Raw genomic sequence first — 26,940 nt, 5'->3', positions numbered from 1 at the left:
AATGTTCCCGTGTCTTCAAGGCATTCGGATAACTCCTTAACCCGAACTGACGTTAATTAAAATCGTTTTTCCCTGATGTCGTTGAGTTCAATGATTTTTAAAAAATTTACAGATTAATATCTCCCCCCACAACAAGAGACTAGGGATCTATAGCCAAAGCCATCAAAGTTAAGACACCTCATAGACTTTAAAACCTTATCCTGTCGAGGTTTAACACATTAACCCCCTAGTTATCTTGCCGACTATGGCCATACAATTTGATGAAATAATTTTGTCACCGTTGCTGCCGAGAGACTTGTTAAGATTGTGCTTCCGAATCAGTTTTAGCAACAGCCTTCATCCTTCCTTGGGGATAGTGCTCAAAGGAAAGTATTTAATTCTGATGCAAAATGTCTATATACTGACTGACCGCTGATTACGCTGCGTCAATTTCTTTCAAAATTTCAATAGACATCTGACAAAGTTCTGCATGACAGTGACCGTTGGAGGCCATAATACCGCCCCATTTTTTTACGTCACCTTGGTTGTAAAGTACTTCGTTGCCTTCAAAGTAGCTAAACTTGCCACCCGCTTCAGTCAAAATTAATTCTGGCGCTGCAAAATCCCAATCCTTCGCCGCCGATTTCCCTGAAACGGAAATGTAAACATCGGATTGTTGTTCGAGAATTGTTGCAATTTTACAGCCAACGCTACCGACGTAATTGCGATCTTTAAAAGGTAGGCGATTGAGTAAGTCTTGGAACCGCTGATCACGGTGAGTACGGCTAGCGACCAATAATAGTTCTTCTGGTTTATTGCGTTCCGAGACTCGAATCGGTGTGACTGTGCCGTCACGGGTCTCCACGAAAGTACCATTACCCTTTAGCGCAAAATAAAGCTTCTCGGCTTCGGGAATCACGACTACGCCAATCACGGGACGACCTTCATGGGTGAGGCAAATGTGCACTGCATACTCGCCAGTTTGATCGATAAAATCACGGGTTCCGTCTAAGGGATCAATAATCCAAACCCATGGGTGCTCAACCTTAATGCCGTCGTAGGTTTCTTCACTGAGATAGGCAAAGTCTTCTGTGCCGAGCTTGGCATGGAAATTTTCGATAATGTAGTCGTTTGCTGCGATGTCTGCTTTGGTGACGGGGCCATCAGCTTTATTCGAAATATCTTTTATATCGCCTTTGTAATGGCGACGCAATATGTCTCCAGCTCCCCAGCCAATCTCGCGGGCGATCGCCAAAACGGCTTCTAAACGTTGTTGATTCATTTTTTTTGTGGGTTAAACCTAAACCTATAAAAATTCAAAACTATCCATGGACGATCCGCTTAGCTATTCACAGCATCAATGTCCCCATCCGCATCCTTCGCTTTTTGTTTGAGCAGAGGGAAAGCAATCACATCACGGATACTTTCAGAATTCGTCAAAAGCATCACAAGACGATCAATCCCGATGCCTAAACCCACTGTGGGCGGCATGCCATATTCGAGAGCCGTGACAAAATCTTCGTCCACATCACAGGCTTCCACATCCCCCGCCGCTTTTTTAGCCGCCTGAGCTTCCAAACGTTGCCGCTGATCAATCGGATCTGTCAACTCAGAAAAACCATTGGCCAGCTCACGACCCACCACAAATAATTCAAAACGCTCGGTCAAGCCCTGCTTATCACGGTGGGGCTTAGCGAGGGGCGAAACCTCAACGGGATATTCCGTCACAAAGGTCGGCTGAATCAGCGTTTCTTCAACTTTTTGCTCAAAGGCTTCATTTAGAAGTTGACCAAGACTATTGACCTGCTCCGGAATCCCGATCCCGGCTTTCTCTGCTGCGTTTGCCGCGGCTTCAAAATCATCAAAGGCAAGAAAATCGACACCCGTGGCCGCTTGTACAAGATTTTGCATGGTTTCCCGTCGCCAGGGAGAGCCAACATCTACCATTGCTTCGCCATAGGGCAGCTCCACAGTGCCAATGATGTCCTTCGCTAAAGTGCGGATCAGATCCTCCGTCAAATCCATCATGTCGTGGTAGTCACCGTAGGCTTGGTAAACCTCAATGGAGGTAAATTCAGGATTGTGTTTAGTCGAAACCCCTTCATTACGGAAGATACGCCCCATTTCAAATACCCGCTCAAAGCCACCCACAACCAAACGCTTGAGGTGAAGTTCTGTGGCAATCCGCAGATACAGCGGCATATCCAGGGTGTTGTGGTGGGTGATAAAGGGACGGGCTTCAGCGCCGCCTGCCTCCCCTTGCAAAACTGGGGTTTCAATTTCGAGAAAATCTTTTTCCTCTAGGTAACGACGAATGGCTGCGGTAATTCTGGCGCGACAACGGAAAGTTTCACGAACGTCAGGGTTGATAATCAGATCCACATAACGTTGGCGATAACGTTTTTCGATGTCGGTTAAACCATGCCATTTGTCGGGTAATGGCAATAGAGATTTTGTGAGCATGGCAAATTCACTGACTTTGATGGACAGTTCGCCTTTTTCTGTGCGTTTAATCATGCCTTTAACGCCGATGATGTCGCCCACATCGGTTAATTTTTTCAGGTGATTGAATGCGCCTTCGATATGAGGCATGCCTGTATTAATGAGTTTTTTATCGAGATAGAGCTGAATTGTGCCTGTTTCGTCCTGCAGGCTAAAGAATGCTAGTTTGCCGAAAACGCGACGGGCAAGGATACGCCCTGCGATGGAAACGTGGTCTTCGACTTCTTCACCGGCGGCAATGTCTTTATATTTGTCTTGAAGTGCTGCGGTGTGGTGACTGACTTCCCATTTGTATGCGTAGGGGTTCATGGCGATCGCCTTGAGCTGATGCACCTTTTCGAGGCGGGCAGCACGGAGTTCGTCACGGGTGGAATGGGTGGAATCAGACATGAATTTGAGGTTAACAGTGAATGATAGAGCGGTCTCAGAACTCGGTTATTATAGCCGCTTCCTCTTCAAAACAGAATTATTTCTTTCCCTTGTAAAGACTCTGTTTGCTCGCTCATTTAAGCCATTTTTTCGTCAAGATAAAAAATTCCCCTTCCAAGTTGCATATTTGCAGATGGCTATGGTTTCTAGCACTACATATCAAGTGACAAAAATAATAAAAAACCAGCCTGAGCTTAATCGGCTGGTCTATCTGAGCTTGCTGTATGAGAGGAGAAACTCAATGCCAAGATGGCGCAGAACCTATTGTCTACTGGATGAGACTGTTCTTTAAAAATCTTGTGATGAGCTTATCTGTAAACAAATGTAACAAACATTCGGGCTTTTTGCAATATTTCTTTACAAAACTCTGGGCTATGGGCTGAATGTGGCGCTGTGTTTTGGATTTGGGGTGGCGAATTCGTCTTGGGTGAAGGGGAGTTATGGGCAATGATCCCCGTCTATTCAAGTTGGCGATCGCCTGATTTAAGCACCTGATTTTCCAATTAAAATGTCACGAAAAGTCTTTGAAATAAGTATTTTTGCCCATTGTTCTGTTTGAACTTTCTTAAATACTTTGGTTACCCCGTAAATATCATTGATACGATGAAAATCGTTAATTAGAAACAGCATAAATTTGTTGCTCACACCACAGAGCTTTGCTCATCCCAAAGCATTTTTAATTAACGGCAAAAATCACCTAATTTAGTTTAGTTAACCGCTAAAAAACCGAAGGATTTAATTGTATGAGGCATTACAGCGACGAGTGGATTCAAGAATGGTGCGACAGCAATGGCTGGACAGAACCGACTCTCGTCACGACTAATTTTTACTGGGCATTCCCCCCCAATGCCGTGATGCCAGAACCCATTCCCATAGATATTTTAAGGCTGATAAAAGCGGAAAAAGGCTTTACGACTGACGAGCAAAAATGGCTCGGTGCAGCAGTTTTATTTAGTGTTTTTTGCGCCATTGTGAGCATCTTTTGGCGTTGTCCAGTTCCCTTAGTAATGGCCTTTGCGTTTAGCGCAATTACGGTGGCACGTCTTGATGTAGAAGATCCATAAACTAGTGTGATTTCTTTTTATTAGCCCATGGGGTAGGCCTAGTTTTTTAGTTGGCTTTGATCATGGCTTATGACAAAAAGAAAATATTTGATTTATCTGTGAATTCCTCGCTTATTGGCATAATAGTGGGGATTTTTGTTGGTCATTTAAAGTTGATGCTGCCATTGTGCTGAGATATTTTTTGCCATTTCTGGATACGGAAGTTAAACATTGGGCATTGGAGGCGAGACTCCTACGCTGGCTCACTTTTTTGTGGCTATGTATTGGTCTTGTGGCCATGTTTTCAGCGTCTTATCCCGTTGCGGATTTGCGCCAAGGGGACGGTTTTTATTTCGTCAAGCGTCAGCTCGTTTGGATTGTGATTGGGCTATTTTTCTTTAACATCATTGTGCGATCGCCCCTGAAATCCCTCAATAAATTATCTGGTTGGTTGTTATTGTTTTTTTGGGTACTCATTATTTTGACCTTGGTTCCCGGCTTTGGGGTCGAGGTCAACGGTGCAACCCGCTGGATTGCCCTCGGCCCTATTCGTATCCAGCCATCGGAGTTGGCAAAGCCTTTTTTGATTTTGCAAGCGGCCCAGGTCTTTGGGCGCTGGCGTAAACTGATGTGGCATGTGCGGTGGCAGTGGCTGGGTGTTTTTGCCGGGATTTTAGGGTGCATCTTGATCCAGCCGAATCTTAGTACTACGGCGCTGTGTGGCCTGACTCTGTGGTTTATCGCGGTAGCAGCTGGTCTATCTTGGTTCCAGCTTGGTAGTACGGCGGGGGTTGGCCTAGCAACGGCGATCGCCAGTATTAGTGTCCATGAATATCAGCGTCGGCGACTGATGTTTTTTCTCAATCCCTTTGCCGATGCCCGTGGTGACGGTTATCAGTTAGTACAAAGTCTGTTGGCCATTAGTTCCGGCGGCATTTGGGGCGAAGGCTTTGGTTTATCCCAACAAAAACTGTTTTATCTACCCTTTCAAGACACAGATTTTATTTTCGCAATTTTTGCCGAAGAATTTGGCCTAGCAGGCTGTATTTGTTTCCTACTTTTACTCCTGACCTACGCTAGCCTTGGCACCTATGTTGCCCTCCGCTGCAAACATTTAGACCGCCGCCTCATTGCCATTGGTGTGACTTTTATGTTGGTGGGGCAATCGATTCTTAATATCGGTGTAACCACAGGGGTTCTACCGACTACAGGGTTACCTTTACCGCTTTTTAGTTATGGCGGTAGCTCGGTAATTTCTAGTTTGATTTCAGCCGCGCTACTGATTCGGGTGGCTCGGGAAGGAAAAGAAGCTCAGGTCATTTCTATCAGAAATAAACGCCAAAAACAGTCAGCACTGACAGAAAAGTGAAGCTTAAAGTCATTTACGGCAAAAAATAATTGTTTACAAGATATTTTGCTCTTTTACAGTTCGTTTCAATTGCATGCCGACATTATTGCTTTGTGGGGTAATGGGGGCAAGAGTTTAGTCTTGATGGTCAAGCAACGCATGAAATCGCGAGAACACGTTTAGGGGACAAACATTTCGTGTAACGGGGAACGGTAACTTCCCTGAAGGCTGCCTAAACTAGCTCTGAAACTAAAGACAACTTAATTAAAGCTCACTGTCTGTAGGGTGGTGAGTCCCTTTAGTTGAGTCAGGGTCTTGTCCTGAATCTGTTGCAAAGACAGCAGCATTGCTATGTTCACATTACGAGATGTTTTCTTTGCTTTTGTCTGGATTGCGCTACTGGTTTTAGCTGGGCGCTTGATTAAACAAAAGATTGGTTGGATTCGTCGGCTATATCTACCGGAATCTATTGTGGCAGGGGTTTTGGCATTATTGCTTGGGCCTCAGGTACTAGGGGCGATCGCCACCTCTGTCATCGGAGAAGGAACCCTCATCAGCGATGGCGTTTTTACCGAACAGATTCGCACAATTTGGTCACAGTCTCCGGGAGTATTTATCAATATTGTCTTTGCCGCCCTATTCCTCGGTGAAGTTATTCCCAGCCCAAAACAAATTTGGCGACGGGCAGCGCCTCAGGTGGTCTTTGGCCAATCCCTTGCCTGGGGACAATATGTCGTGGGTATTTTGGCGACTTTACTCATTTTGATTCCCCTTTTTGATGCCAACCCCATTGCAGGCTCTTTGATCGAAATTGCCTTTGAAGGCGGCCATGGTACAGCCGGGGGCATGGCGAATACTTTTACTGAGTTAGGCTTTGAAGAGGGTGCGGATCTTGCCCTTGGTTTAGCGACAGTCGGTATTGTTTCTGGTATTGTTACCGGGACGTTTTTATCAAAATGGGGGCGTAAACGTGGCTATGTTGCCGTTGCCGCCGTAGATGTTGAACAGCCCGACAATTTACCCGAACTTTCCCATAATAGCGATCCTGAGATCCTCGAAAAACGGCGGCAGTTAACTAGAGGTCTTTTAATTGATCCCCTTTCCCTCAACTTCGGTTTTGTCGGCATCGCCATCATTATTGGGTGGGTCATTTTAAAGGGGTTAGTCTTTTTAGAGTCGGTGACGTGGGGATTAAGCGGTTTTACGATGATGAACTATGTGCCTTTATTTCCCATGGCATTAGTTGGTGGCATCATTGTACAAGTCATTATGGTGCGTCTAGATTTGGATGCCCTCATCATTCCGCGATTAACTAAAAATATTGCGGGTATGGCATTAGATGTGGTGGTGGTGACGGCTCTGGCCTCGATTTCGCTGAAGGTTATTGGTGGCAACTTAGGCATATTTCTCGTCTTAAGTGTTGTTGGTATTGTCTGGAATATTTCCTTCTTTTTGTATTTTGCGCCGAAGATTTTTCCCGATTATTGGTTCGAAAAGGGCATCGGCGATCTGGGTCAGTCTATGGGGGTAACGGCTACGGGCATTTTATTGTTGCGTATGGTTGACCCGGATAATCGTTCTGGTGCGTTCGAAAGTTTTGCTTACAAACAGCTCTTTTTTGAGCCGATTGTTGGGGGGGGTTTATTTACGGCTGCGGCTCCGGCGTTGGTCGATAGTCTGGGTCTGGTGACGACTTTATGTATTACAGGGGGACTGTTAATCTTCTGGCTAGTGATTGGATTTGTTCTGATTCGCCAGCGATCGCGTTCTAGTTTTGCTCAATAAAAAGTAGGGGTAGTGTGGCTCTGCCCGATGGGCTAACTCTGGTTGAAGAGGACAATTTTTTTCTGTGGTTCTATCGTTAATGGACTGTCATGGTAGCTGTCTTCATGCGGCGATCGCCACGTGACTAACGGGCAAAGTAATCACAAATTCTGTACCTTCATTAGGACTAGAGTGACAGCTTAAATTGCCGCCATGATTTTGCACAATAATTTGATAGCTGATGGACAAACCCAGTCCAGTACCTTGCCCCACAGGCTTTGTGGTGAAAAAGGGGTCAAATAGTTTTGACTGGATATTCTTCGGAATGCCCAACCCATTATCTTTAATTTTAATAATGAGATGATCCCCTTCGGGGGAAACATTGGTCGAAATTTTGATTTGGGGCTTACGATAATTTTGCTTTGCAAAGTTCGTCATCGGTTGAGCCGCTATTTTCTCTTGGGGTGAGGGGTAGGGCGATCGCCGTTGCGCTTCATTGACCGCATCCACAGCATTTAGCAATAAATTAAAAAAAACTTGATTCAGCTGGCTCGGATAACACTCAATACTAGGGGTCGTCTCATACTGCCGAATTACTTGAATTTTTGGAATATCATGGTGCGCCTGGAGACGATTTTGGATGAGCAATAACGTACTATCGATCCCTGCGTGGATATCAGCCCGCTTTAACTGGGATTCATCTAAGCGCGAAAAAGTTTGGAGGGACATCAACAAATTGCGAATGCGATCAACCCCTTTATGCATTGAGTTGACTAAGTGGACAATATCTTCCCGCACAAAATCCACATCAGAAACCTGACGCTGTTGGCGAATTTCTTGGGGTGGCTTTGGATAATACCTTTCGTAGAGGGATAACAAACCCAGAATGTCTTCCACATATCCCCGCGCGTGTTGCAGATTGCCATAGATAAAGTTAATGGGGTTATTAATTTCGTGGGCAATCCCTGCCACCAGTTGCCCTAGACCCGACATTTTTTCGGTTTGGATCAGTTGCAGCTGTGTTTGTTGTAAATGCTTGAGTGTCTGTTCCAACTCAGCGGTCATTCTTTCACGATGGGCAAGGTCTTCCCGCAGTTTGGCATTGGCGTTATGGAGTTGCTGCGTGCGTTCTTTGACGATAGTTTTTAGGTGATCGTGGGCTTCTTGTAGTTGTTTCTCTGCGTGTTTGCGTTCTTTAATTTCTAGCTGGAGTTGTTGATTTTTAGAGGATAATTCTGCCGTTTGTTGATCGACCATGTGCTGTAGTAGGTCAATCATTTGGTACATATCATTGGGTCGTAGTACTCGGAATAGGCTGGTTTGGGACAGTAAGCCCTGCATTTCACCAGTTGTTTCATTAACGACAACGAGGCGGCGCACATATTGTCGGTTCATGGTTTGGTGCGCTTCCCATAAAGAGGTTTCGGGGGAAAGGGTAAAGAGGGGACTACTCATCACCTCCCCTGCTGTTGTGGTTTTGAGGTTTAGATCTAGGCTATGGAATTGGATAATGTCTCGTTCGGTGACAATGCCTATGGGCTGGGGGCGATCGCCTCCAGTTTCAGAGATCACCACACAACCCACTCGGTTCTTGACCATCAACTTCACAACATCGAGTAATGACGTTTCGACTGCTGCTGTAACGACCTCATGAACCATGACATCGGCGACACAATGGAGGCGAGTCAAGAGATTGATCGGTGGTAAGGCCTTGCGGAGACTATCGTAGGTGATAATGCCAATGGGGCGATCTTCCCCATCAACGACTGGTAAATGCTTGAGATGGTGGTGGGTGAGTAAATTTAATGCGGCAAAAATATCTTCATCGGGAGTACAACAGATAGAAACCGTGGGGATTTGAATGGCTTCTCCGAGGGTAATCGTCTGGAGATCTTCGCCTTCAGCAATGAGTCGGACAAAGTCTTGTTCGGTAAAAATGCCACAGAGTTTGTCTTCCTGCACTACTACCAAACAGTTTGGAGCACTAAAGGTCCCTGCGCCATGGGCACTGAGGTCACAATGGTTGCGTTGGCGTACCATCTTTTCGAGGGCGATCGCCAAAGTCTCATCTAGGGTTGCAGTCAGAAACTGGTGCTCGATGGCTAAGGTGATGGCAAAGGTTGAGTTAGCAGAATTCAACACGACATTATTGCTCGAAATACAGATGAAAAAATCCCAACTAATCTGTCTATGGCTCGCACCCTGCCACAAACCGAAATCAAAATTTAAAAAATTTTAGGCTCCAACAATCATTAGTCTGCTCTGTGAAGCACTGAAATGTAACCTTGCTTAAGGGAATTTAGATTTTGTTAATATTTCTTGACATAACCCTTCCGGATTGACTGCGTAACCTTTGCAATGGCACAAAAACGCTTTACTGCTCAGCTATGGACACGAGGTTCTGGGTGTAGTGTCGACAAAATTTCACTTTCGGCGATCGCCAACTCTGCCAAACGCTCATTAACCAAATCAGTATCGAAGTAGGTCGTGGCGAGTACCCAATAGGCACCATAATGTCTTGCTTCCGATGCCATTAGTCCCCGATAAAAAGCCGCCAGTTCCGGCTCAGGACAATACTCACCAATTAACCCTAATCTTTCATGGGATCGCGCTTCGATTAATGCTGAAATCAGGAGAGAATCTAACATTCGATCCGGCTCCTGGGGACGCATTAGCTTATGTAATTTACTGCCATAGGGAGGCGCATTAAGCGGTGCGAGGGGAATATTTTTCCGTGCCAGCCACTGATTTACCAGTTCAAAATGTTCTAACTCTTCTTTGGCGATCGCCGTCAACTCCCTCACCAACTCCGTCGACGATGGATAGCGAAACATCATATTAATGGCAACACTAGCAGCCTTGCGCTCGCAATGGGAATGATCCAGCATCACTTCATCAAGATTATTTAATGCCAACTCAATCCACTCATCACGGGTGGGTTCCTGAAGAAATTTAATGCGAGGCAAAGTAGAAGTCATCATAAAAACTAATGTAGCCTGAGTTCGAGTTAAGCAGAGTCTGCAATGATAATACGGCACAAGCAAGATAGGAAGATTGTTTCAGCCCATCAGTTTTGGTCAAAGCAGAAGTTAGCACAATGCCACTATTGCCGCATTGCCCCTTATTCTCCATGTCCCCGTGTCCCCATGTCTCCGTGTCCCGTGTCCCCCCTTCTTCTCCGAATTCCAGAGGCAATTAGGCCGAGCTACCGACGAAATAATTACGGGTTCCTTTGGCATCAAGGGCTGCCCCAAGGCGATTTAGAGCATGGGCATAGGCCGCAGTACGCATAGAAATCCCTTTGGTGTGGGCAAGCTCCCACACATTTTCTGTCTCGCGAATCATTTTTTCCTTGAGTTTTTCATGGACTTCCGCCGCTGTCCAATAGAAGCCATTACGGTTTTGCACCCATTCAAAATGACTGACCGTTACCCCCCCGGCATTGGTCAAAATATCGGGGACAACCATAGTGCCATGACGTTCAAGGATGCTATCGGCATCGGAAGTGAGGGGGCCATTGGCCACTTCAAAAATTAATTTGGCTTTAACTTGATGGGCATTAGCTGCCGTAATTTGGTTTTCGAGGGCTGCAGGAATCAGAATATCCACATCGAGGGTTAATAGTTCTTCGTTGGTGAGGACTTTGTGTTCCACAATATTGCAGAGGGTCTTTTTGCAATAAATAGCTTTAATGCCACTATTATTTTCGGTTTTATAGCGGCGAATGCTTGGAATGTCTAAACCTTGTTCGGCATAAATACCACCCCGGGAATCACTGACGGCCACAACCCGGTAACCTGCATTGGCGAGTTGGTGGGCAATTTCTGCGCCGGCATTGCCAAAGCCCTGGACGGCAACGGTGGTTTTTTCTGGCGATCGCCCCAATTTCGCACAAATCGTATTTACAACGTGAAAGGCTCCAGTCGCGGTGGCGGTACTACGACCCTGACTACCACCCATAGAAAGGGGTTTACCTGTGACCACGCCGGGCACAATTTTGCGCTGCATAATGCTGTAGTGATCCATCATCCAGCCCATAATCATGGCATTGGTATAGACATCTGGCGCGAGGATATCGGTATCGGGGCCAATGGAGTCGGCGATCGCCTCGATATAACCCCGACTTAATCTTTCTAACTCCGCCTTAGACAAGGCTTTCGGGTCAACGGTAATACCGCCCTTCGCACCACCAAATGGCAAATCTAACAACGCACATTTGAAAGTCATCCAAAAGGCAAGGGACTGCACCTCATCAAGGGAAACGTTAGGGTGATAGCGCACACCGCCTTTGCCAGGGCCGCGTGTATCGTCGTAGCGGACACGGTAGCCGCGAAAAATTTGTAGGGAACCATTATCCATCCGCACTGGAATGGAGACCATTAAGCTCGTTTTTGGATATTTCAGGCGTTCAATGGCATCTTCGGAAATATTGACGTGTTTTAGCGCATTTTCTAGGCGAATACTGGCATCAGCTAATAATGTTGTAGACATACTCTCGCTCCATCCCTTAAGTCCACCACTTTCATTTAATCATGCTAGTTTCCAAAATGTATTGAATGTTACATTTCTGTGGTGTGGCAGCGGAACAAACTCCTAGGCAACGGTCATTCTGAAAACAAAACGATACACTCAATGGGTGGGCTAATCAGGGTTTGGAGTGCCCCGTCTCAACTGCTTTTATGATTCTTGGCTTTCTCGCAGTTTTATCCGCATCGGTAGCCGCAGGCATGAGAATTGCTTTGCCAATACTCGTTATTTTGCTGCTTTACGGTGAACCCTTGTTGGTTAATTTGCTGTTTTTGCGCTGGCTGCCTTCGCAGGTTTTAATCTCGATTTTTACGATTTGGGCGCTATTTGAACTGTTGGCTTCAAAGCAGCTACTGGGTCAACGGGTTTTACAGGTGATTCAGCTAATTTTCGCACCATTGGCGGGCTTTGTTCTGAGTTTAACGGCAGCTCAATTTGTTGGGGTAGAGTTTCGACCACTATGGCTGATTGGTCTTTTAGGCGGCATGATTTCGTTTGTGTGTAAGCTCGTGCTGACGGGTTGGTTTTTTCGGCTGCGGGGGCTGCCGCTATGGTGGTCGTTTATCGAAGATTTTCTGTGTGTGTGGCTTGTTTTATTTGCCTTTCGATCGCCGCAACATGGCGGGGTGATCGCGATGATTTTATTGTGGCTAGCGGTACGTAGCTCGACGGAATGGAAGCGGTATTATGACGGAGGGCGATCGCCGCAGAGGCCGGAAGATGTGGTAGACGGGGAGAGTGGGCGAGAAGGTGACACGGAGATGGGTTAAGGTATTGAGACGCAAGAGTTTGGGGTGACGTGATGATTCCGGTAAATGAGGCTGAGGCAATAATTTTAAAGGCGATCGCCCCGCTAACAGAGACAGAAATAGTGGGTCTTGGGGAAGGTCATGGTCGAATTTTAGCGACGGAGGTGACGGGCAAGCTGGATATTCCCCATTGGGATAATTCGGCGATGGATGGCTACGCAATTCGGGCGGCAGATGTGCCAGAGCAACCCGTGAAATTGCAAGTTATTGAAACGATTCCGGCGGGGGAAGTGCCAACGCAGACATTGCAAGCGGGTCAGGCTGCCAGAATTTTTACGGGGGCAATGTTGCCAGAGGGCGCGGATACCATCGTGATGCAGGAAAATGCCGAGCGTGAAGGTGATATGGTCACCATCCTCGAAAATCCGACGCGTGGTAAATTTGTGCGATCGCAGGGGGATTATTACCGAGCGGGGGAGCCGTTACTGCAAGCGGGAATGCGTTTAGGTGCGGCGGACATTGCGGTTTTAGCGGCCTGTCAATGTCCTAAATTTCCGGTGTTTCGTCGTCCAACGGTCGCTATTTTTTCCACTGGAGATGAGCTGCGATCGCCGACGGATACCCTCCAACCGGGACAAATTGTTGATTCAAATCGTTATGCGCTGACAGCTTTTGTGGAATCTATTGGGGCGATCGCCAAGCCTTTGCCGACAGTGCCGGACGATCCAGCAAAACTAAAAGAAACCATGCAAGCCGCGTTAGCCCAAGCTGATATTGTGCTGTCAACGGGCGGTGTTTCAGTGGGGGAATATGATTTTGTCGAAAAATTATTAGAAGAGTTGGGCGCTGAAATCCTGATGCGGAAAGTGGCGATTCGTCCCGGTAAGCCTCTAACCGTTGCAAAATTTCCCGATGGCAAAGTCTATTTTGGCATCCCCGGTAATCCAGTTTCGGCGCTAGTGGGCTGTTGGCGCTTTGTGCAACCCGCCATCAAAAAGCTCTCCGGTCAAAAAGATAACTGGCAACCCCATTTTGTGTGGGCAACCTCCCCAGAAACCCTCAAGGGCGCTGGCACTCGCGATGCCTATCTTTGGGGAAATCTCACCATGACCGAAACAGGCTACAGCTTTACCCGACCCAGCGGTGGTCACAGTTCCGCTAACCTCATTAACCTCGCCCAAACTAACGCCCTTGCCATCGTGCCAAAAGGTGTTGCTGAAATTCAAACAGGCGATCGCCTCCGAGTAATGTTGATTAATTCTTGAGCCAAAAAACGTGACGAATAGTTGTGTTAGCGTTAGAGCAAATTCGCAATCAAGCTGTGTGGAATTGGTGATGACGACTCAAGCTCCAACTAAAACGGTTTCTCCAGAGGAATATTTAGCCCAAGAAGAAAAAGCGACGGAACGCCATGAATATATTCAAGGTGTAGTAAAGGCAATGGTTGGCGGTTCATTTACACATCACAAAATATCCTTGAATTTAACGATTTCCCTGAGTATGGCTCTCAAAAAATACCCTTATGAGGTTTGCCATGCTGATATGAAGTTGTGGATTCCTTTGCAGCAGGTGATTACTTATCCAGATGTGATGATTGCTTCTAAGCCTTTAGTGATGTTAGAAGGTAGAAAAGATACTGTGATGAATGCCTGTTTGGTTGCTGAAGTTTTATCGCCATCGACAAGAAATTATGACCACGGTGAAAAGTTTGATTACTATCGTTCGATTCCGGAGTTTCAGGAATATTTATTGATTGAACAGGAGTATGTTTGCGTAAAGCACTACGTAAAAATTGGGGCGAAAAAGTGGAGTCTGACGGAATACACAGAGCTTGATGATGTGATCAAACTAGAATCAGTCGGCTGTGAAATTGCGCTGGCAGATATCTACGAAGACATCGAACTGTAGCGGCGATCGCCACAATATCTTGCCTCCCTTACTAAGGGAAGTGTCTGGAGCGAAGCGGAAGACGGAGGGATCCTCAGTAGGTTCCAGAACTGGTGGAAGATCCCCCCTGCCCCCCTCGAAGCAAAGGGAGAACCGGACAGTCGGGGATCTGGAGTGATCGATATAATGGGGGCGATCGCCTTAGTTTGGCTGGGATATGTCCGAAGATCTACTGGTTAAAATTTTTAATTCCTTTGACCCCTTTTTCCCGTTGGATATCAATAACAATAAAGATGCCAGCTTATATGTGGATATGTCAGACTCGCGCGGGGGAGCCAAAATTGAGCGGGACTTAGGGAAAACCATTATTCGCTGTCGTGACAACCGAGCCACAACGCAACTCTACACAGGTCATCGTGGTACTGGAAAATCAACGGAACTATTACGGCTAAAAAAATATTTGGAAGAGCAAGGTTGTTATGTCGTTTACTTTGCGGCGGATGATGGCGACATCGACCCAGAGGATGCGCAATATAGTGATGTGCTGATTGCTTGCACGAGACAATTACTCGATAAACTCAAGCCCTATGCGGATCAGTCTCTATTACAGAAATGGGTGGGGAGTCGCTTGCAGGAATTAAAGGAGCTTGCTTTTGCAGAGGTGACGTTTGAGCAGGGAAAAGTGGATATTCCGCTGATGTTTGCGAAGATGTCCATGGCGATTCGGAAAATTCCCTCGGAGCGGCGCAAGATTCGAGACATTATTGAACCCAATACGATTACGTTGCTGGAAAGTCTACAGGGATTTATCAAAGATGCGAAGGGTAAGCTCCCGGATGGGAAAAAGCAGCTGGTGGTAATCGTTGATAATCTTGATCGGATTGTGCCGATACGACGGCAAGGGGGACGCACAAATCATGAAGAAATTTTTGTAGATCGGGCAGAACAACTAAAAGATCTGGGTTGTGATGTGGTGTATACTGTGCCGATTTCTATTGCGTATAGTCGAGCGAATGAGCTAGGAAATAATTATGATAGTGACCCTGTGATTCTGCCGATTACGGCGGTGAAGACAAAAGATGGTGAGCAGATCGAGGCTGGCATTAATGAGCTAAAGGAAGTGATTCGTCGGCGGGTGCGGCAACATCTAACGGGAGAAGAAAGGTGCGAGCTAGTGCCGCAGATTTTTGGTAGTGACGAGATTCTACAACGGCTATGTCTGATGAGTGGCGGTCATGTGCGGGATTTATTGCGGTTGGTACGGACATCTTTTGATGAAATCGAAACTTTGCCGATCACTAAGGTGGCAGCGCGATCCGCGATGATCAAAATGCGGGATACCTATCGGCGATCGGTGACTTCTCCGGAGGAATGGCTTGCCCTCGCGAGGGTCGCAAAAACTAAGCAGGTTGAAGGTAGTGAGCAGGAACGGCAATTGTTATTTAGTCGGTGTATTTTGCAATATCGTCTTGCGGATGAAGCACCCACAGATGTGGAGTGGGATGATGACGACTGGGAAGAGGATGCGCCCACTTGGTACGACGTTCATCCTTTGATTCTGAATATTCAGCAGTTTAAAGCCGCACAGCGACAGCTAGAGGAGATGGAGCGGGAAGATGGCAACGGTTGAGACAGACTTTGACTGGGATGCGGAAGTTCAGGCAGATGAAGAGTCTGCCTATCAGTCTCTGGTGCGGGGGATAGAACGATCACAGGGTTTTTGTCTTCAGTTTGTGCAATGTACGCCCATTAAAGCGAAGGAAATTATTGAGCGATTAGAAACGGATTTGGTGGGGTGCAAGACAGCCAGACTTGTCATCGATGCAGACATGAATGATTTCTATCAACAGGTTAGTGAGCGGTATCAGGCAGAGCAGTTTGATGTGTTGTTCGTGCAGGGTCTGGAAGATCCGATGTTGGCCTATGAGCAGCGGCAAGGAAAGGATATTTCTGAGCTGAGTCGGCAAAAGGGCTATGGCGGTAGAGGATGGGAAAATGTGCCATTAATTCTGGGGAATATCAACTTATCGCGGGAAAAGTTACGGGATGATTTTCCATTGACACTCGTCTTTTTTCTGCCGGAGTTTGCGCTGAATTATTTTATTCGTCGTGCGCCGGATTTTTTTGATTGGCGCTCAAATACATTTAGCTTTAAAACTGACGAAGAGCAACTGAAAACTGAATATCAACGGCTTGCTTTTGAAGAAAGTGATTTTGACAAATATAGGAGATTTAGTCCCACGGAAAGGGTTGTAAAAATCAAAGAAATTATCAGCTATCTCAACGAAGTATTAACAGACGAAGAGCAAGCTAATTTATGGTTCGAGAAAGGTGCAATTCATGGTGCTGGGAAAGAGTATAAAGAAGCGCTAGCTAGCTATGACGAAGCCCTTGAGATTAAACCCGATTTCCACAAAGCATGGAATAGCCGAGGTATCATTCTCTGTGACAATCTTGATAAGTATAAAGAAGCCATTGTCAGCTTTGAGGAAGCTCTTAAAATTAAATCCGACTACCACCAAGCATGCCACAATCGAGGCGTTGCTTTATTTAATTTAGGCCGATATGAAGAAGCGATCGCCAGCTATGACAAAGCCCTTGAGATTAAACCCGATCACTACTATTCATGGCACAACCGAGGCGTTGCTCTAAGACAATTAGGACGATATGAAGAAGCGATCACCAGCTATGACAAAGCCCTTGAGATTAAACCCGATAAGCATGAAGCATGGTTCAACCGAGGTAATGCTTTAGATGATTTAGGACGAAAAGAAGAGGCGATTGCCAGCTATGACAAAGCCCTTGAGATTAAACCCGATAAGCACGAAGCATGGAACGCACGAGGTGCTATTCTCTATGACAATCTCGGTAAATATGAAGAAGCCATTATCAGCTTTGAAAAAGCTCTTGAGACTCAACCCGATTTCCACTCAGCATGGTTTAATCGGGGCGTTGCTTTATCTAATTTAGGACGAAAAGAAGAGGCGATCGCCAGCTATGACAAAGCCCTTGAGATTAAACCCGATGACCATCAAGCATGGTACAACCGAGGCAATGCTTTAAATGATTTAGGACGAAAAGAAGAGGCGATCGCCAGCTATGGCCAAGCCCTTGAGATTAAACCCGATAAGCACGAAGCATGGAACGCACGAGGTGCTATTCTCTGTGACAATCTCGGTAAATATGAAGAAGCCATTATCAGCTTTGAAAAAGCTCTTGAGACTCAACCCGATTTCCACTCAGCATGGTTTAATCGGGGCGTTGCTTTATCTAATTTAGGACGAAAAGAAGAGGCGATTTTAAGTCATGAAAAAGCATTTGATATTCGTAATCAGTTAGGCGATCGTGAAGGTATGATTCAATCAGCTCAAGCTCTTATGGGTATTCATCAAAGCTTAGGGAATATGAGGCAAGTTCTCAGCTGGTCACAGCAGATGACAGATCTCATGCAAGAAGATGAAAACTGGATTGAAAAATTTCCTGCTCCCAAGTGGATGAAAGGCTTGTTGACTTTCTCTCAAAAAGGATTTGTACAATCCATCTTAGGAATAAGCGCAATAGTTATTGTCGCATTAATTATGTTGCCTTTTAATTTATGTGTTTTTCTATGGCGGAAGATCCGAAACGTCAAAAAGTAGCATAAATAGACAGTGATTTTGATCCTATTCGTGATGGCTCACGTTTCCAAGCTTTAATCTAAGGAGAATGAGTGAATGACAACTATTTCAGCCAAAACAAGTGCCTATCAAGAAATTGTTGATTTCCTTGCAAAAGGTACGACACCAGAAATGATTATCAATTTTCAAGTTACCGATGAAACCAAAGAGAAAGTTGCTGATTTAATCTTTGCCGAGAAAAATAAAGGATTGAGCAAAGAAGAGAAAGAAGAATTAGATCATTTTCTTTTGCTGGAACATCTTGTTCGGTTGGCAAAAGCAAAAGCTCGTCAGTACATTGCCGTAGAGCAAAAAAGCTAATGGAACGTGTTTATCTCAGCCGTAAACTTCGTGACTTGGTTGCCGAGAGGGCAAATCATGCCTGTGAGTATTGCAAAATCAATGAACAAGATACTGCATTAAGTTGCGCCATTGACCACATCATTAGCTTGAAACATGGTGGCAGTAACGAAGCCGACAATCTTGCCTATGCCTGTGTATTTTGTAATCGATATAAAGGCAGTGATATCGGTTCCATTATTTGGGAAACCAAAGACTTTGTGCGGTTTTATCATCCGCGCTGGGATGTGTGGGAAGAGCATTTTCAATTTCAGCAAACCCAAATAAAACCACTGACACCCATCGGTAATGTTACGGCAAAAATACTTTGCTTCAATGAACCCAATCGCATCCTAGAGCGGCAGTATTTACTTGGCGAATGATTTTAGAAAAAAGAGGCGATCGCCCTTGTGATTGATTATGAAGAAGAGAGAGGTCGTTAAAATTAATACAGAGAATAAAGTCTAGGGAGCAATAAAGTGGCGATCGCCCTTCGATGACAAAGCTCTTTAAATTAAGATAGAGCGGTCAAAAAAAGATAGTGGCTTTGACTTTATTCGTGATGGCGATCGTTTCCAAGCTTTAATCCAAAGCAATCAAACCTGAGATTCTGTCCCCAGATAATGTCCGACTATAAGTTTACGAACTACTTTGAAAACGATGTATTAAAAAAACGACCGTACCTCAAAAAAGAATGGTGTATTTATGTCCTCGAAAACTATATTCGTTATGAAAAACAAGAAGACAATCGCTTTAGATTTTGGGCACAGATAGCAGAATTTGGAAACCGATATCTCAGAGTCGTTACCCTAGAAGACAAACTCACCATCCATAATGCTTTCCCAGACCGGAGTTTTAAACCATGAAAATAAACTACTATCCCGAAACCGATTCTTTATATATTCACCTGTCGGATCAGCCTAGTATCGATAGTCAAGAAATCTCTGAAGGCGTAGTCGCAGATTATGACGAGGCAGGAAATTTGGTGGGATTAGACATCGATAACGCTAGCAAGAAAGTACAACTTGGAGAATTTATCCTCAACCAACTTCCTCTCACACCACTCAGCCCGGCTATTTAAGTAGAAATGAAATTTTGATGGCATCACAACCATCCATAGATGACGACCTTTGCGATGAATATGATCTCAGTCAGCTTAAAGTTCGACGAGTCGGATCAAAGCGTAGCAATGTCGGTTCTCGACAAGTGACACCGTCCACGGCAACCCCTTCCGCCTTCGGCACCTTCCCCAAGGAAGGAAACAGAATGAAAGATTTGAAGAGACCAACTTAGAAGAGAAAGAGGCGATCGCCCTTGTGATTGATTATGAAGAAGAGAGAGGTCGTTAAAATTAATACAGAGAATAAAGTCTAGGGAGCAATAAAGTGGCGATCGCCCTTCGATGACAAAGCTCTTTAAATTAAGATAGAGCGGTCAAAAAAAGATAGTGGCTTTGACTTTATTCGTGATGGCGATCATTTCCAAGCATTAATCCAAGGAGAAGAATAAAATGAGTCCTTTATTAGAGCAAGCAATTAATGAAATCAAAAAATTATCTGATGAAGAACAAACGGCGATCGCCCAACTCATTTTGCGACAACTAAGTAACCCCATATATTCCCATGCTGAACTATTCCAGATGCCATTAGCGCAAAGACGAGAGATTTTGGAACAGCAAACAGAAATGATGATTTCCCATTATCAAAACAATGAGGAAATTTTAGAATGGAGCGGCGGCGATATCGTCGAACTTGAAGATGCAATGTCGTAGAGGAGAAATTTGGCTTGTAAACCTCGACCCAACCATTGGCGCAGAAATTCGCAAAACTCGACCTGCAGTGATCGTTAGTTCAGATGCTATAGGCAAATTACCGATTAGGTTGATTGCACCCATTACTGATTGGAAGCCTTACTTTTCTGGAAATCTTTGGCATATTCAAATTGAACCAAACCGAATCAATGGTCTAAGTAAAGTTTCGGCAATTGATACCCTACAGATCAGAGGTATAGATACAAAACGATTAGTTCGGAAGCTTGGCAAGGTTTCAGATGAGCTGATGAGGAAAACGACTCAGGCGATCGCCCTTGTGATTGATTATGAAGAAGAGAGAGGTCGTTAAAATTAATACAGAGAATAAAGTCTAGGGAGTAATAAAGTGGCGATCGCCCTTCGATGACAAAGCTCTTTAAATTAAGATAGAGCGGTCAAAAAAAGATAGTGGCTTTGACTTTATTCGTGATGGCGATCGTTTCCAAGCATTAATTACTTAACCCAGTGAGAAAATATGGAATTTGAATGGGATGAGGAAAAAGCCAAAACAAATCTCTCTAAACATGGTGTCAGTTTCGCAGAAGCACAAACAGTGTTTACAGATCCTTTCTACATTGACTTTTTTGATCCAGACTACTCCACTGCAGAGAACCGTTTCATCATCATCGGGCAATCCTTAGAGCAACGCCTTTTATTTGTGTCATATACCGAGGGAAACAATAAAATTTAGGATTATTAGTTCTCGCCTCGCCACTCATTCAGAACGTCAATTTTACGAAGAAGGTATTTAGACTATGGAAGCTGAACTCAGACAAGAATATGATCTCAGCCAGCTCCAAGTCAGACGGGTTGGTTCCCAGCCCAGAAATATTGCAGGATTGTGGCGATCGCCTAATTCCCATAACCTAGAAAAAAGAGGCGATCGCCATCAAAGAGATTTGTATTTTTTAGAGAGACTTATTTCAAAGCCCCACGAATCGCTTCAACTCGGTCACGATTAACGCCGAGATCAGACTTGCCGAGACGAGAAGCAGAACGCACTTGAATCGCATTGCCATCATGGAAAAACTCCACATCATCCACAAAGCCCATGAGCTTCGTTTTAAATTCTGCGTAGAGATAATTATCCGTTTGCTCCATAATCGTTGAGCCTTCCATTCCCTCCACAACCTGACGTACTTGGTCTAAAGACACCGCAGGTAACGGATCGATTTTCTCTTGGGGGCGATCGCTTTGACTACAGACACAGTTTGGCGTGCCGGGACAAGCCTTGAGTTTGCCATCCGTAACACCGAGATCATCAGGACGCTTACCAGAAAAATTAAACATAATGCAGATCACTCCTCGCACCATCCCCAGCGGGGATTGGCTTAAAACACTGTTACATTGGTCATAATATCCGGATTTTTTAGAAAACGCAGAGATTCCCTGAGTCAACGCTTTTATCATGGGACAATATTTAGCAACCCAGAGCGTGGTTTTGCGTCACATAAACTAGCGTTGGGTATTTTCCCCATTCACTGCGGTCTTTACGGATAAATTAGGTTAAATAGTATGGCTCCAAGGTTACAGGGCTTCGGTAAACAATTTTCTCTCTTCTCTGGGGGGCTCCTCGCGGCGATCGCCAGCACCGCTCTACTGACCCTTAGCAACCCCAGTCAAGCACCCGTCCAAGCCCAAAATGCTGGTGCACTGACCGTTACTTCAGATATTCAAGAAGCCAATACCGAAACTGGCATCATTACCGCGCGAGGCAATGTTCGCATCAACTATCCCGCCCGCAATATCCAAGGCACAGCCGCCCAAGCCCAGTATTTTTCTACCGAGCGTATCCTTGTCCTCAGCGGTAACGTTTACGTCCTCCAAGACGGCAATAGTATGCGAGCCGAACGCATGACCTACAAAATCGACGAAGGGCGTTTCGTGGCAACACCGGCCCCCAAAGAACAAGTCGAGGCGATTTATCTTGTGCCAGAAGAAGATGAACCCAGACCCGCCAACAATTCTGCACCGCCCGCTCCTGAGCCAGTGATCAATCTGCCGTAAACTAAAAACAATTAATAAAATTGAGGCACTTTGTTCCCAATAATTCCTGAAGACTTCTAATAAAAGGGTTTAGGGAAACCCCGCCTTAATATTTTTTTGACCTTTACCCGCAGTATTGTGACTATTCTCCTCGACAACATCCGCAAAGTTTACGGCAAACGTGTCGTCGTTAATCGCGTTAATCTCAAGGTCAATCGTGGCGAAATTGTCGGTTTGCTTGGCCCGAATGGTGCGGGCAAAACGACGACTTTTTACATCACAACGGGTTTGGTGAAAGCCAATGAGGGACAGGTTTGGTTAGACCAACAGGAAATCACCTCCCTCAGCCTCGACCAACGGGCAAAATTGGGCATTGGCTATCTGACCCAGCAACCCAGTATTTTCCGGAATCTCACCGTTAAGGAAAATATCCAGCTCGTTTTAGAGCAATCTCCCCTATCACCCCGGCAGCAACGACAACGGTTGCAGGGTCTGATCGAAGAGTTTCGATTGACGAAAATTCTAAAAACGAAAGGGAAATTGGTTTCGGGTGGTGAGCGCCGCCGTACCGAGCTAGCCCGTGCGTTGGCGGTACAGGGTCGAGGCCCCAAATTTCTATTGCTTGATGAACCTTTTGCGGGTGTTGACCCGATCGCCGTGGCGGAGATTCAACAGATCGTTGCCCAACTGCGGGAGCGGGATATGGGGATTTTGATTACGGATCACAATGTCCGTGAAACCTTGGCTATTACTGACCGGGCCTATATTATGCGGGATGGGGAAATTTTAGCGTCGGGTACGCCGGATGAACTGTATAACAATCCTTTGGTGCGGCAATATTATCTCGGTGAAAATTTTGGACGTGGGGTAAATAATTATCTCTAGATGAATTTTTGTTTTTGCAATTTGGCTGTGGCAAAAATATGAGCGGGCAAAAAATGCCTACAATATTGGCTATCGGTTTAGATTTTTTAGTTGAGCAATGGTTTACGGTCATGAGTGAGACAACAACGTCAGCAAATAAGCAGGGTAAATGGCAAAAACTCGTGATTGGGTTTGTGGCGATCGCCCTTGGTGTAGCCCTTGCGTTGGGCGTAAAAACCCAGCCTCCTGCTGAAACTCTTGAGGCACAAGCGGCGGCGGCAATGTCGTTAGATGTGGCGTTAGCCAATGAAAAGCCGACCCTTGTGGAATTTTATGCGGATTGGTGCACCAGTTGTCAGGCGATGGCGGAGGATCTGCGTCAGATTAAAGGAAAGTATGGCGATCGCCTCAATTTTGTGATGCTCAATGTCGATAATGGCAAATGGTTGCCGGAAGTGTTGAAATATCGTGTGGATGGGATTCCCCATTTTGTCTTTTTCGATGAAACGGGCGAGGCGATCGCCGAAACTATTGGGGAACAACCCCGCACTGTGCTTGAGGCGGATATCGATGCGCTCATTGCCCACACCGATTTGCCCTATACCTACAACCAAGGCCAAGTTTCAAAACTTAAAGATGCGCCCCAAACGACCCCCGCTGACCCCCGCAGCCACGGCGCTCAAGTAAAAGGTTAGTGGGGAATCTAACCTTAAACCTCATTTAAAAAATCCTTCAGTATAATAGCCAGCAGATTAAGCGGCGATCGCCACCTATAAAGGCATCTCCAGTTTCTCTCATTCATTACCGGTAAACCCTCTCACTATGAAGATTAGACAAACAGCACTCCTTGCCCTCGCTCCCCTCAGCGTCATGGCGATCGCCAAAACTGCCGCCGCTCACATGATCGAAACTGACTACACCATGGGTTTTGATGGCCTAGAAATTCAGGCAACCTTTGGTGATGGCGAAAGTTTCCCCGATGCCCCGGTATCGATTTATTCTCCCGACAATCCCGATGAGCCTGTCCTCGTCGGTCGTACCGATAGCGAAGGGAAATTTAGTTTCCAGCCAAATCAAGAAATTGAAGGGGATTGGGCGATCGAAATCGGTGATGCCGAAACCAGCCACTGGGATTATCTTGTCGTTCCCGTCAGCAACTCCGGTGTGGAGTTAGATGCCATTAGTCAAGCGGCTCCGGCGGCCACCCAAGACCCCCACCGCCACGATACTTTTGCCTATTCCTTTGCACTCATTCTGGCTTCCCTTGGGGCGATCGCCGGTTTCCGTTTTTTGCGGACTACATCCCACTAAAATCTCAATTGCACCATTAGGCTAAAAGACAGTCAAACCAACATTTCGCATGGGTAAGCGTACACCACAAAAAGGGTTAAATGACGTTGCTGAAGCACAAGCTCTTAAAGAAATTGTCGTTGATCAACGTAGTGCCAAGCGGGCGACGAAAGCGAAAGGAAGAAGGCGCGATCGCCGCTACGAAAATCGGTTATTGCGCACGACAGTGGATTTGCTGGATGATGATGCAGATGAATGCTTGGAATAAAAAATTAAGTCAAAACATCAGCACCTAATAATTTTCGGTACTTTGCTTCCAAAGTTTTCTGAATTGATGGATAACGATCAAGTGTGGGGTTTTGTGCCAACATTTGTTCTGCTGCTTCTCGTGCCAAGACTAATACTTCCTGATCTTCCGTGAGACTCGCTAGGGCAAAATCTGGCAAACCTGACTGTCTCGTACCCAGAACTTCTCCCGGCCCCCGCAAACGTAAATCCATTTCTGCAATAAAAAAGCCATCGGTAGATTGTTCCATTACCTGCAATCGATTTTGGGAATCGTTGGATTTACTGCTGGTTACTAAAAGACAATGGGATTGATGTTTACCGCGACCGACGCGACCGCGCAGTTGGTGGAGTTGTGATAAACCAAATCGTTCGGCATTTTCAATGAGCATTACGGTGGCATTGGGCACGTCTACCCCTACTTCAATCACGGTGGTAGAGACGATAATTTGGTCTTCTTTTTCTCGGAAACGGGTTAGTGCCAAATCCTTGTCGGCGGACTTCATGCGGCCGTGAAGCAAGCCTACGTTAAAGCTTTGAAAGACTTGTTTTGATAATCTTTGGTGTTCTTCGACGGCGGCTTTGGCTTCGAGTTTTTCGGATTCTTCCACCAGCGGAAAAATAATGTAGGCTTGGCGACCCTGAGCCACTTCTCGCTTGATTAGATCATAGGCGTGGGGGCGATCGCAGCCTTTAATGACGCGGGTATCAATGGGCTGTCTACCGGGGGGAAGTTCATCAATTTGACTGACATCAAGATCGCCGTGGAGGGTTAGAGCGAGAGTTCGGGGAATCGGCGTGGCAGTCATGGTGAGCACATGGGGCGCATCGCCTTTTGCGAGTAGTCTGCCCCGTTGTTGCACGCCAAAGCGATGTTGCTCGTCGATTACCACTAAACCCAAATTTTGAAATTGCACTGGATCTTCAATGAGGGCATGGGTTCCCACTAAAACTTTCAGCTCACCAGTTGCGAGTTGGGCATGGATTTCGCGGCGCTTTTTGACTTTTGTTGAACCTGTCAACAACTCCACGGGCAAATAAAGTTGGTTAAACCAATTCACTAATTTTCGGTAATGTTGTTCTGCCAAAACTTCGGTGGGAGCCATCAATGCTGCCTGATAGCCGGACTGGATCGCCGCCAAAATTGCGAACACCGCCACAATGGTTTTACCTGCGCCGACATCCCCTTGCACCAAACGATTCATCGGTATGGGCTGTCTTAAGTCCGCCATAATTTCGCCAATGACTCGGTTTTGCGCACCTGTTAATTGGAAGGGTAATAGTTTTTGAAATTTCTCGATTAGCTCACCTTGGGGCACAAAAATGGCGCTGGTTTGTTTTGCTTTTTCTTGTTGTCGCCGCTGCAAAAATCCTAGTTGTAAATAGAAAAATTCGTCAAAGACTAACCGCCGTCGCGCATGGACTAAAATTTCGGGGTTTTCGGGAAAATGAATATTGGCGATCGCCTCCGGTAATTTCATCAGCTCAAAATCATCCCGCAAGACCTTGGGAAACGGATCTTTTAGTTGGGGTAAGGCCGCCATCGATGCAATCACAACCTTACGAATTAAATCCGCTGGCACACCATCAGTCAGGGGATAAACGGGCAAAACCCGCCCAATTTTGAGGGATTTGATATCGGCTTCATCGCTGGTCAATACTTCAATTTCAGGGCTGTCCAGCGTTAAGCCATATTTGGTTTTTTTCACTAAACCCGACGCGGCGATCACCACCCCACGGGGATACATTTTTTTCTGCTTTTCCTGCCAACCGCGATTACTGAATCGTGCCCCAGCATAGAACCGGCTGAGTTTAATGCGACCACTACTGTCGCGCATATATAGCTCAAAAATTGAGAGTTTCTTATTCTTCGGACTCGTAAAAATATTGCACCGCACCACCGAACCCACCAGCGTCACCGTTTCACCCGGTTGTAAGTCTGTGATTTTTACTTGCTTGGCATAGTCAATATGTTCGCGGGGGTAATAAAACAAGGCATCCCGCACCGTCAATAAGCCCAATTTCGCCAACTGTTCGCTCCGTTTGGGGCCAATCCCCGGCAAATACATCAGCGGTTGGTCGAGGGTGATTTGTTTTTGATAGCTCGCTCGCTTGGGAACCTTGGCATAAACCGGCTCTGCGTGGGGTGATTTTACTTTGCGGGGTTCATTAATCGGGGTTTCTAATTGGGTTTTGACCTGCTGCAAAAAAGAACGGGTTTCTGCAACAACACCTCGCCGTTTTGCTGGTGTAAATTCTGAGTACTGGGAAAATTTTTGGGCAAAATCTGTCCATCGCCGCCGCGTATCTAGATCTAATCTGGCAGGTGGAATCTCACCAAAGCTGAGGCAGAGAAATTCGCTAAACCGATATTTGTGTCCCTGAAGATCTCCAAAACCCCGTTCCGCTTCCACAGACAATGCTTTTTGTAATCGCAAAAAATCCGGTGCATCCATAAATCGTAGTCGGGGGCGATCGCCGT

General features: G+C 45.9%; 28 protein-coding genes. 21 read left to right on the top strand and 7 right to left on the bottom strand.

The window, feature by feature from the left end; translation table 11 throughout:
- Positions 1-415 precede the first annotated feature (415 nt).
- Both NIES208_RS13250 and lysS read right to left on the bottom strand, forming a co-directional pair.
- Entirely contained in the window at positions 416-1,261 is an 846-nt protein-coding gene (locus NIES208_RS13250; RefSeq protein ID WP_075893460.1) for a 3'(2'),5'-bisphosphate nucleotidase CysQ family protein, read from the bottom strand.
- 59 nt (positions 1,262-1,320) lie between these two features.
- The gene (gene lysS / locus NIES208_RS13245; RefSeq protein ID WP_075893459.1) at positions 1,321-2,871 is read right to left on the bottom strand and encodes a lysine--tRNA ligase; all 1,551 of its coding nucleotides are present in this window, start codon (positions 2,869-2,871) and stop codon (positions 1,321-1,323) included.
- 782 nt (positions 2,872-3,653) lie between these two features.
- Here lysS and NIES208_RS13235 point away from each other — a divergent pair.
- From NIES208_RS13235 to NIES208_RS13225, 3 genes are all read left to right on the top strand, one after another.
- Positions 3,654-3,974: a slr1957 family protein gene (locus tag NIES208_RS13235; protein WP_075893457.1), complete on the top strand. Its 321-nt coding sequence runs from the start codon at positions 3,654-3,656 to the stop codon at positions 3,972-3,974.
- A 166-nt stretch (positions 3,975-4,140) separates the two neighbouring features.
- A complete protein-coding gene (locus NIES208_RS13230) occupies positions 4,141-5,322 on the top strand; it encodes an FtsW/RodA/SpoVE family cell cycle protein (RefSeq protein ID WP_084176633.1) in 1,182 nt (393 codons plus the stop codon).
- Positions 5,323-5,652: 330 nt separating this feature from the next.
- Complete coding sequence (locus NIES208_RS13225; RefSeq protein WP_075893455.1) at positions 5,653-7,086, top strand: sodium/glutamate symporter; 1,434 nt, start codon at positions 5,653-5,655, stop codon at positions 7,084-7,086.
- A gap of 102 nt (positions 7,087-7,188) precedes the next feature.
- Here NIES208_RS13225 and NIES208_RS13220 read toward each other — a convergent pair whose 3' ends face one another.
- From NIES208_RS13220 to NIES208_RS13210, 3 genes are all read right to left on the bottom strand, one after another.
- Positions 7,189-9,207, bottom strand: coding sequence for a CBS domain-containing protein (locus NIES208_RS13220; RefSeq protein ID WP_171971772.1), 2,019 nt, complete (start codon positions 9,205-9,207; stop codon positions 7,189-7,191).
- A 239-nt stretch (positions 9,208-9,446) separates the two neighbouring features.
- Positions 9,447-10,046, bottom strand: coding sequence for a MiaE family protein (locus tag NIES208_RS13215; RefSeq protein WP_075893454.1), 600 nt, complete (start codon positions 10,044-10,046; stop codon positions 9,447-9,449).
- A gap of 214 nt (positions 10,047-10,260) precedes the next feature.
- A complete protein-coding gene (locus NIES208_RS13210; protein ID WP_075893453.1) occupies positions 10,261-11,556 on the bottom strand; it encodes a Glu/Leu/Phe/Val family dehydrogenase in 1,296 nt (431 codons plus the stop codon).
- A 188-nt stretch (positions 11,557-11,744) separates the two neighbouring features.
- On the opposite strand from NIES208_RS13210, the gene NIES208_RS13205 reads away from it, so the two are divergent.
- From NIES208_RS13205 to NIES208_RS18650, 13 genes are all read left to right on the top strand, one after another.
- Positions 11,745-12,362, top strand: a complete 618-nt coding sequence (locus NIES208_RS13205; RefSeq protein WP_075893452.1) for a DUF4126 domain-containing protein — start codon at positions 11,745-11,747, stop codon at positions 12,360-12,362.
- Positions 12,363-12,394: 32 nt separating this feature from the next.
- Positions 12,395-13,606: a molybdopterin molybdotransferase MoeA gene (locus NIES208_RS13200; RefSeq protein ID WP_075893451.1), complete on the top strand. Its 1,212-nt coding sequence runs from the start codon at positions 12,395-12,397 to the stop codon at positions 13,604-13,606.
- A gap of 70 nt (positions 13,607-13,676) precedes the next feature.
- Complete coding sequence (locus NIES208_RS13195) at positions 13,677-14,249, top strand: Uma2 family endonuclease (RefSeq protein WP_084176631.1); 573 nt, start codon at positions 13,677-13,679, stop codon at positions 14,247-14,249.
- A 196-nt stretch (positions 14,250-14,445) separates the two neighbouring features.
- The gene (locus NIES208_RS13190; protein ID WP_075893450.1) at positions 14,446-15,858 is read left to right on the top strand and encodes an ATP-binding protein; all 1,413 of its coding nucleotides are present in this window, start codon (positions 14,446-14,448) and stop codon (positions 15,856-15,858) included.
- Positions 15,845-17,866 carry a tetratricopeptide repeat protein gene (locus tag NIES208_RS13185; RefSeq protein ID WP_075893449.1) on the top strand — a complete coding sequence of 674 codons (2,022 nt, stop codon included), beginning with the start codon at positions 15,845-15,847 and terminating at the stop codon, positions 17,864-17,866. The genes NIES208_RS13190 and NIES208_RS13185 overlap by 14 nt, the downstream gene beginning before the upstream one ends.
- Before the next feature lie 75 nt (positions 17,867-17,941).
- On the top strand, positions 17,942-18,205 hold the full coding sequence (locus tag NIES208_RS13180) for a hypothetical protein (RefSeq protein WP_075893448.1): 264 nt from the start codon (positions 17,942-17,944) through the stop codon (positions 18,203-18,205).
- Positions 18,205-18,606: an HNH endonuclease gene (locus NIES208_RS13175; RefSeq protein WP_075893447.1), complete on the top strand. Its 402-nt coding sequence runs from the start codon at positions 18,205-18,207 to the stop codon at positions 18,604-18,606. Before NIES208_RS13180 ends, NIES208_RS13175 begins: the two co-directional genes overlap by 1 nt.
- A 240-nt stretch (positions 18,607-18,846) precedes the next feature.
- Positions 18,847-19,089, top strand: a complete 243-nt coding sequence (locus tag NIES208_RS13170) for a hypothetical protein (RefSeq protein ID WP_075893446.1) — start codon at positions 18,847-18,849, stop codon at positions 19,087-19,089.
- Entirely contained in the window at positions 19,086-19,304 is a 219-nt protein-coding gene (locus NIES208_RS13165) for a DUF2283 domain-containing protein (protein ID WP_075893445.1), read from the top strand. Before NIES208_RS13170 ends, NIES208_RS13165 begins: the two co-directional genes overlap by 4 nt.
- Positions 19,305-19,733: 429 nt before the next feature.
- Entirely contained in the window at positions 19,734-19,994 is a 261-nt protein-coding gene (locus NIES208_RS13160) for a hypothetical protein (RefSeq protein WP_075893444.1), read from the top strand.
- On the top strand, positions 19,981-20,343 hold the full coding sequence (locus NIES208_RS13155) for a type II toxin-antitoxin system PemK/MazF family toxin (RefSeq protein ID WP_075893443.1): 363 nt from the start codon (positions 19,981-19,983) through the stop codon (positions 20,341-20,343). Before NIES208_RS13160 ends, NIES208_RS13155 begins: the two co-directional genes overlap by 14 nt.
- Positions 20,344-20,508: 165 nt before the next feature.
- On the top strand, positions 20,509-20,724 hold the full coding sequence (locus NIES208_RS13150; RefSeq protein WP_235641392.1) for a BrnT family toxin: 216 nt from the start codon (positions 20,509-20,511) through the stop codon (positions 20,722-20,724).
- A 64-nt stretch (positions 20,725-20,788) separates the two neighbouring features.
- On the top strand, positions 20,789-20,995 hold the full coding sequence (locus tag NIES208_RS18650; RefSeq protein WP_139325061.1) for a hypothetical protein: 207 nt from the start codon (positions 20,789-20,791) through the stop codon (positions 20,993-20,995).
- Here NIES208_RS18650 and NIES208_RS13145 read toward each other — a convergent pair.
- On the bottom strand, positions 20,952-21,323 hold the full coding sequence (locus NIES208_RS13145) for a DUF1499 domain-containing protein (RefSeq protein WP_075893442.1): 372 nt from the start codon (positions 21,321-21,323) through the stop codon (positions 20,952-20,954). The two genes, NIES208_RS18650 and NIES208_RS13145, sit on opposite strands and share 44 nt — an antisense overlap.
- A gap of 225 nt (positions 21,324-21,548) precedes the next feature.
- Here NIES208_RS13145 and NIES208_RS13140 point away from each other — a divergent pair, with 225 nt between their 5' ends.
- From NIES208_RS13140 to NIES208_RS13120, 5 genes are all read left to right on the top strand, one after another.
- Positions 21,549-22,040, top strand: a complete 492-nt coding sequence (locus NIES208_RS13140) for an LptA/OstA family protein (protein WP_075893441.1) — start codon at positions 21,549-21,551, stop codon at positions 22,038-22,040.
- A gap of 117 nt (positions 22,041-22,157) precedes the next feature.
- On the top strand, positions 22,158-22,904 hold the full coding sequence (lptB, locus tag NIES208_RS13135) for an LPS export ABC transporter ATP-binding protein (protein ID WP_075893463.1): 747 nt from the start codon (positions 22,158-22,160) through the stop codon (positions 22,902-22,904).
- 110 nt (positions 22,905-23,014) lie between these two features.
- Positions 23,015-23,578, top strand: a complete 564-nt coding sequence (locus NIES208_RS13130) for a thioredoxin family protein (RefSeq protein ID WP_075893462.1) — start codon at positions 23,015-23,017, stop codon at positions 23,576-23,578.
- Positions 23,579-23,705: 127 nt separating this feature from the next.
- Positions 23,706-24,194 (top strand): hypothetical protein, encoded by a 489-nt coding sequence (locus NIES208_RS13125; RefSeq protein ID WP_075893440.1) that lies wholly within the window; start codon positions 23,706-23,708, stop codon positions 24,192-24,194.
- 49 nt (positions 24,195-24,243) lie between these two features.
- Entirely contained in the window at positions 24,244-24,441 is a 198-nt protein-coding gene (locus NIES208_RS13120) for a hypothetical protein (protein WP_075893439.1), read from the top strand.
- Between the two features lie 4 nt (positions 24,442-24,445).
- Here NIES208_RS13120 and recG read toward each other — a convergent pair whose 3' ends face one another.
- Positions 24,446-26,914 carry an ATP-dependent DNA helicase RecG gene (recG, locus tag NIES208_RS13115; protein ID WP_075893438.1) on the bottom strand — a complete coding sequence of 823 codons (2,469 nt, stop codon included), beginning with the start codon at positions 26,912-26,914 and terminating at the stop codon, positions 24,446-24,448.
- Positions 26,915-26,940 lie beyond the last annotated feature (26 nt).

Source organism: [Limnothrix rosea] IAM M-220 (genome assembly GCF_001904615.1).
In the GTDB taxonomy this organism is placed as follows: domain Bacteria; phylum Cyanobacteriota; class Cyanobacteriia; order Cyanobacteriales; family MRBY01; genus MRBY01.
This window is presented reverse-complemented; position numbering and strand designations above follow the sequence as displayed.

Excerpts from the sequence above, each read along its gene's own strand:
- NIES208_RS13250 (WP_075893460.1), bottom strand. The coding sequence starts at position 1,261 with ATGAATCAACAACGTTTAGAAGCCGTTTTGGCGATCGCCCGCGAGATT.
- lysS (WP_075893459.1), bottom strand. The coding sequence starts at position 2,871 with ATGTCTGATTCCACCCATTCCACCCGTGACGAACTCCGTGCTGCCCGC.
- NIES208_RS13235 (WP_075893457.1), top strand. The coding sequence starts at position 3,654 with ATGAGGCATTACAGCGACGAGTGGATTCAAGAATGGTGCGACAGCAAT.
- NIES208_RS13225 (WP_075893455.1), top strand. The coding sequence starts at position 5,653 with ATGTTCACATTACGAGATGTTTTCTTTGCTTTTGTCTGGATTGCGCTA.
- NIES208_RS13215 (WP_075893454.1), bottom strand. The coding sequence starts at position 10,046 with ATGATGACTTCTACTTTGCCTCGCATTAAATTTCTTCAGGAACCCACC.
- NIES208_RS13210 (WP_075893453.1), bottom strand. The coding sequence starts at position 11,556 with ATGTCTACAACATTATTAGCTGATGCCAGTATTCGCCTAGAAAATGCG.
- NIES208_RS13205 (WP_075893452.1), top strand. The coding sequence starts at position 11,745 with ATGATTCTTGGCTTTCTCGCAGTTTTATCCGCATCGGTAGCCGCAGGC.
- NIES208_RS13200 (WP_075893451.1), top strand. The coding sequence starts at position 12,395 with ATGATTCCGGTAAATGAGGCTGAGGCAATAATTTTAAAGGCGATCGCC.
- NIES208_RS13195 (WP_084176631.1), top strand. The coding sequence starts at position 13,677 with ATGACGACTCAAGCTCCAACTAAAACGGTTTCTCCAGAGGAATATTTA.
- NIES208_RS13190 (WP_075893450.1), top strand. The coding sequence starts at position 14,446 with ATGTCCGAAGATCTACTGGTTAAAATTTTTAATTCCTTTGACCCCTTT.
- NIES208_RS13185 (WP_075893449.1), top strand. The coding sequence starts at position 15,845 with ATGGCAACGGTTGAGACAGACTTTGACTGGGATGCGGAAGTTCAGGCA.
- NIES208_RS13180 (WP_075893448.1), top strand. The coding sequence starts at position 17,942 with ATGACAACTATTTCAGCCAAAACAAGTGCCTATCAAGAAATTGTTGAT.
- NIES208_RS13175 (WP_075893447.1), top strand. The coding sequence starts at position 18,205 with ATGGAACGTGTTTATCTCAGCCGTAAACTTCGTGACTTGGTTGCCGAG.
- NIES208_RS13170 (WP_075893446.1), top strand. The coding sequence starts at position 18,847 with ATGTCCGACTATAAGTTTACGAACTACTTTGAAAACGATGTATTAAAA.
- NIES208_RS13165 (WP_075893445.1), top strand. The coding sequence starts at position 19,086 with ATGAAAATAAACTACTATCCCGAAACCGATTCTTTATATATTCACCTG.
- NIES208_RS13160 (WP_075893444.1), top strand. The coding sequence starts at position 19,734 with ATGAGTCCTTTATTAGAGCAAGCAATTAATGAAATCAAAAAATTATCT.
- NIES208_RS13155 (WP_075893443.1), top strand. The coding sequence starts at position 19,981 with ATGCAATGTCGTAGAGGAGAAATTTGGCTTGTAAACCTCGACCCAACC.
- NIES208_RS13150 (WP_235641392.1), top strand. The coding sequence starts at position 20,509 with ATGGAATTTGAATGGGATGAGGAAAAAGCCAAAACAAATCTCTCTAAA.
- NIES208_RS18650 (WP_139325061.1), top strand. The coding sequence starts at position 20,789 with ATGGAAGCTGAACTCAGACAAGAATATGATCTCAGCCAGCTCCAAGTC.
- NIES208_RS13145 (WP_075893442.1), bottom strand. The coding sequence starts at position 21,323 with ATGTTTAATTTTTCTGGTAAGCGTCCTGATGATCTCGGTGTTACGGAT.
- NIES208_RS13140 (WP_075893441.1), top strand. The coding sequence starts at position 21,549 with ATGGCTCCAAGGTTACAGGGCTTCGGTAAACAATTTTCTCTCTTCTCT.
- NIES208_RS13130 (WP_075893462.1), top strand. The coding sequence starts at position 23,015 with ATGAGTGAGACAACAACGTCAGCAAATAAGCAGGGTAAATGGCAAAAA.
- NIES208_RS13125 (WP_075893440.1), top strand. The coding sequence starts at position 23,706 with ATGAAGATTAGACAAACAGCACTCCTTGCCCTCGCTCCCCTCAGCGTC.
- NIES208_RS13120 (WP_075893439.1), top strand. The coding sequence starts at position 24,244 with ATGGGTAAGCGTACACCACAAAAAGGGTTAAATGACGTTGCTGAAGCA.
- recG (WP_075893438.1), bottom strand. The coding sequence starts at position 26,914 with ATGGATGCACCGGATTTTTTGCGATTACAAAAAGCATTGTCTGTGGAA.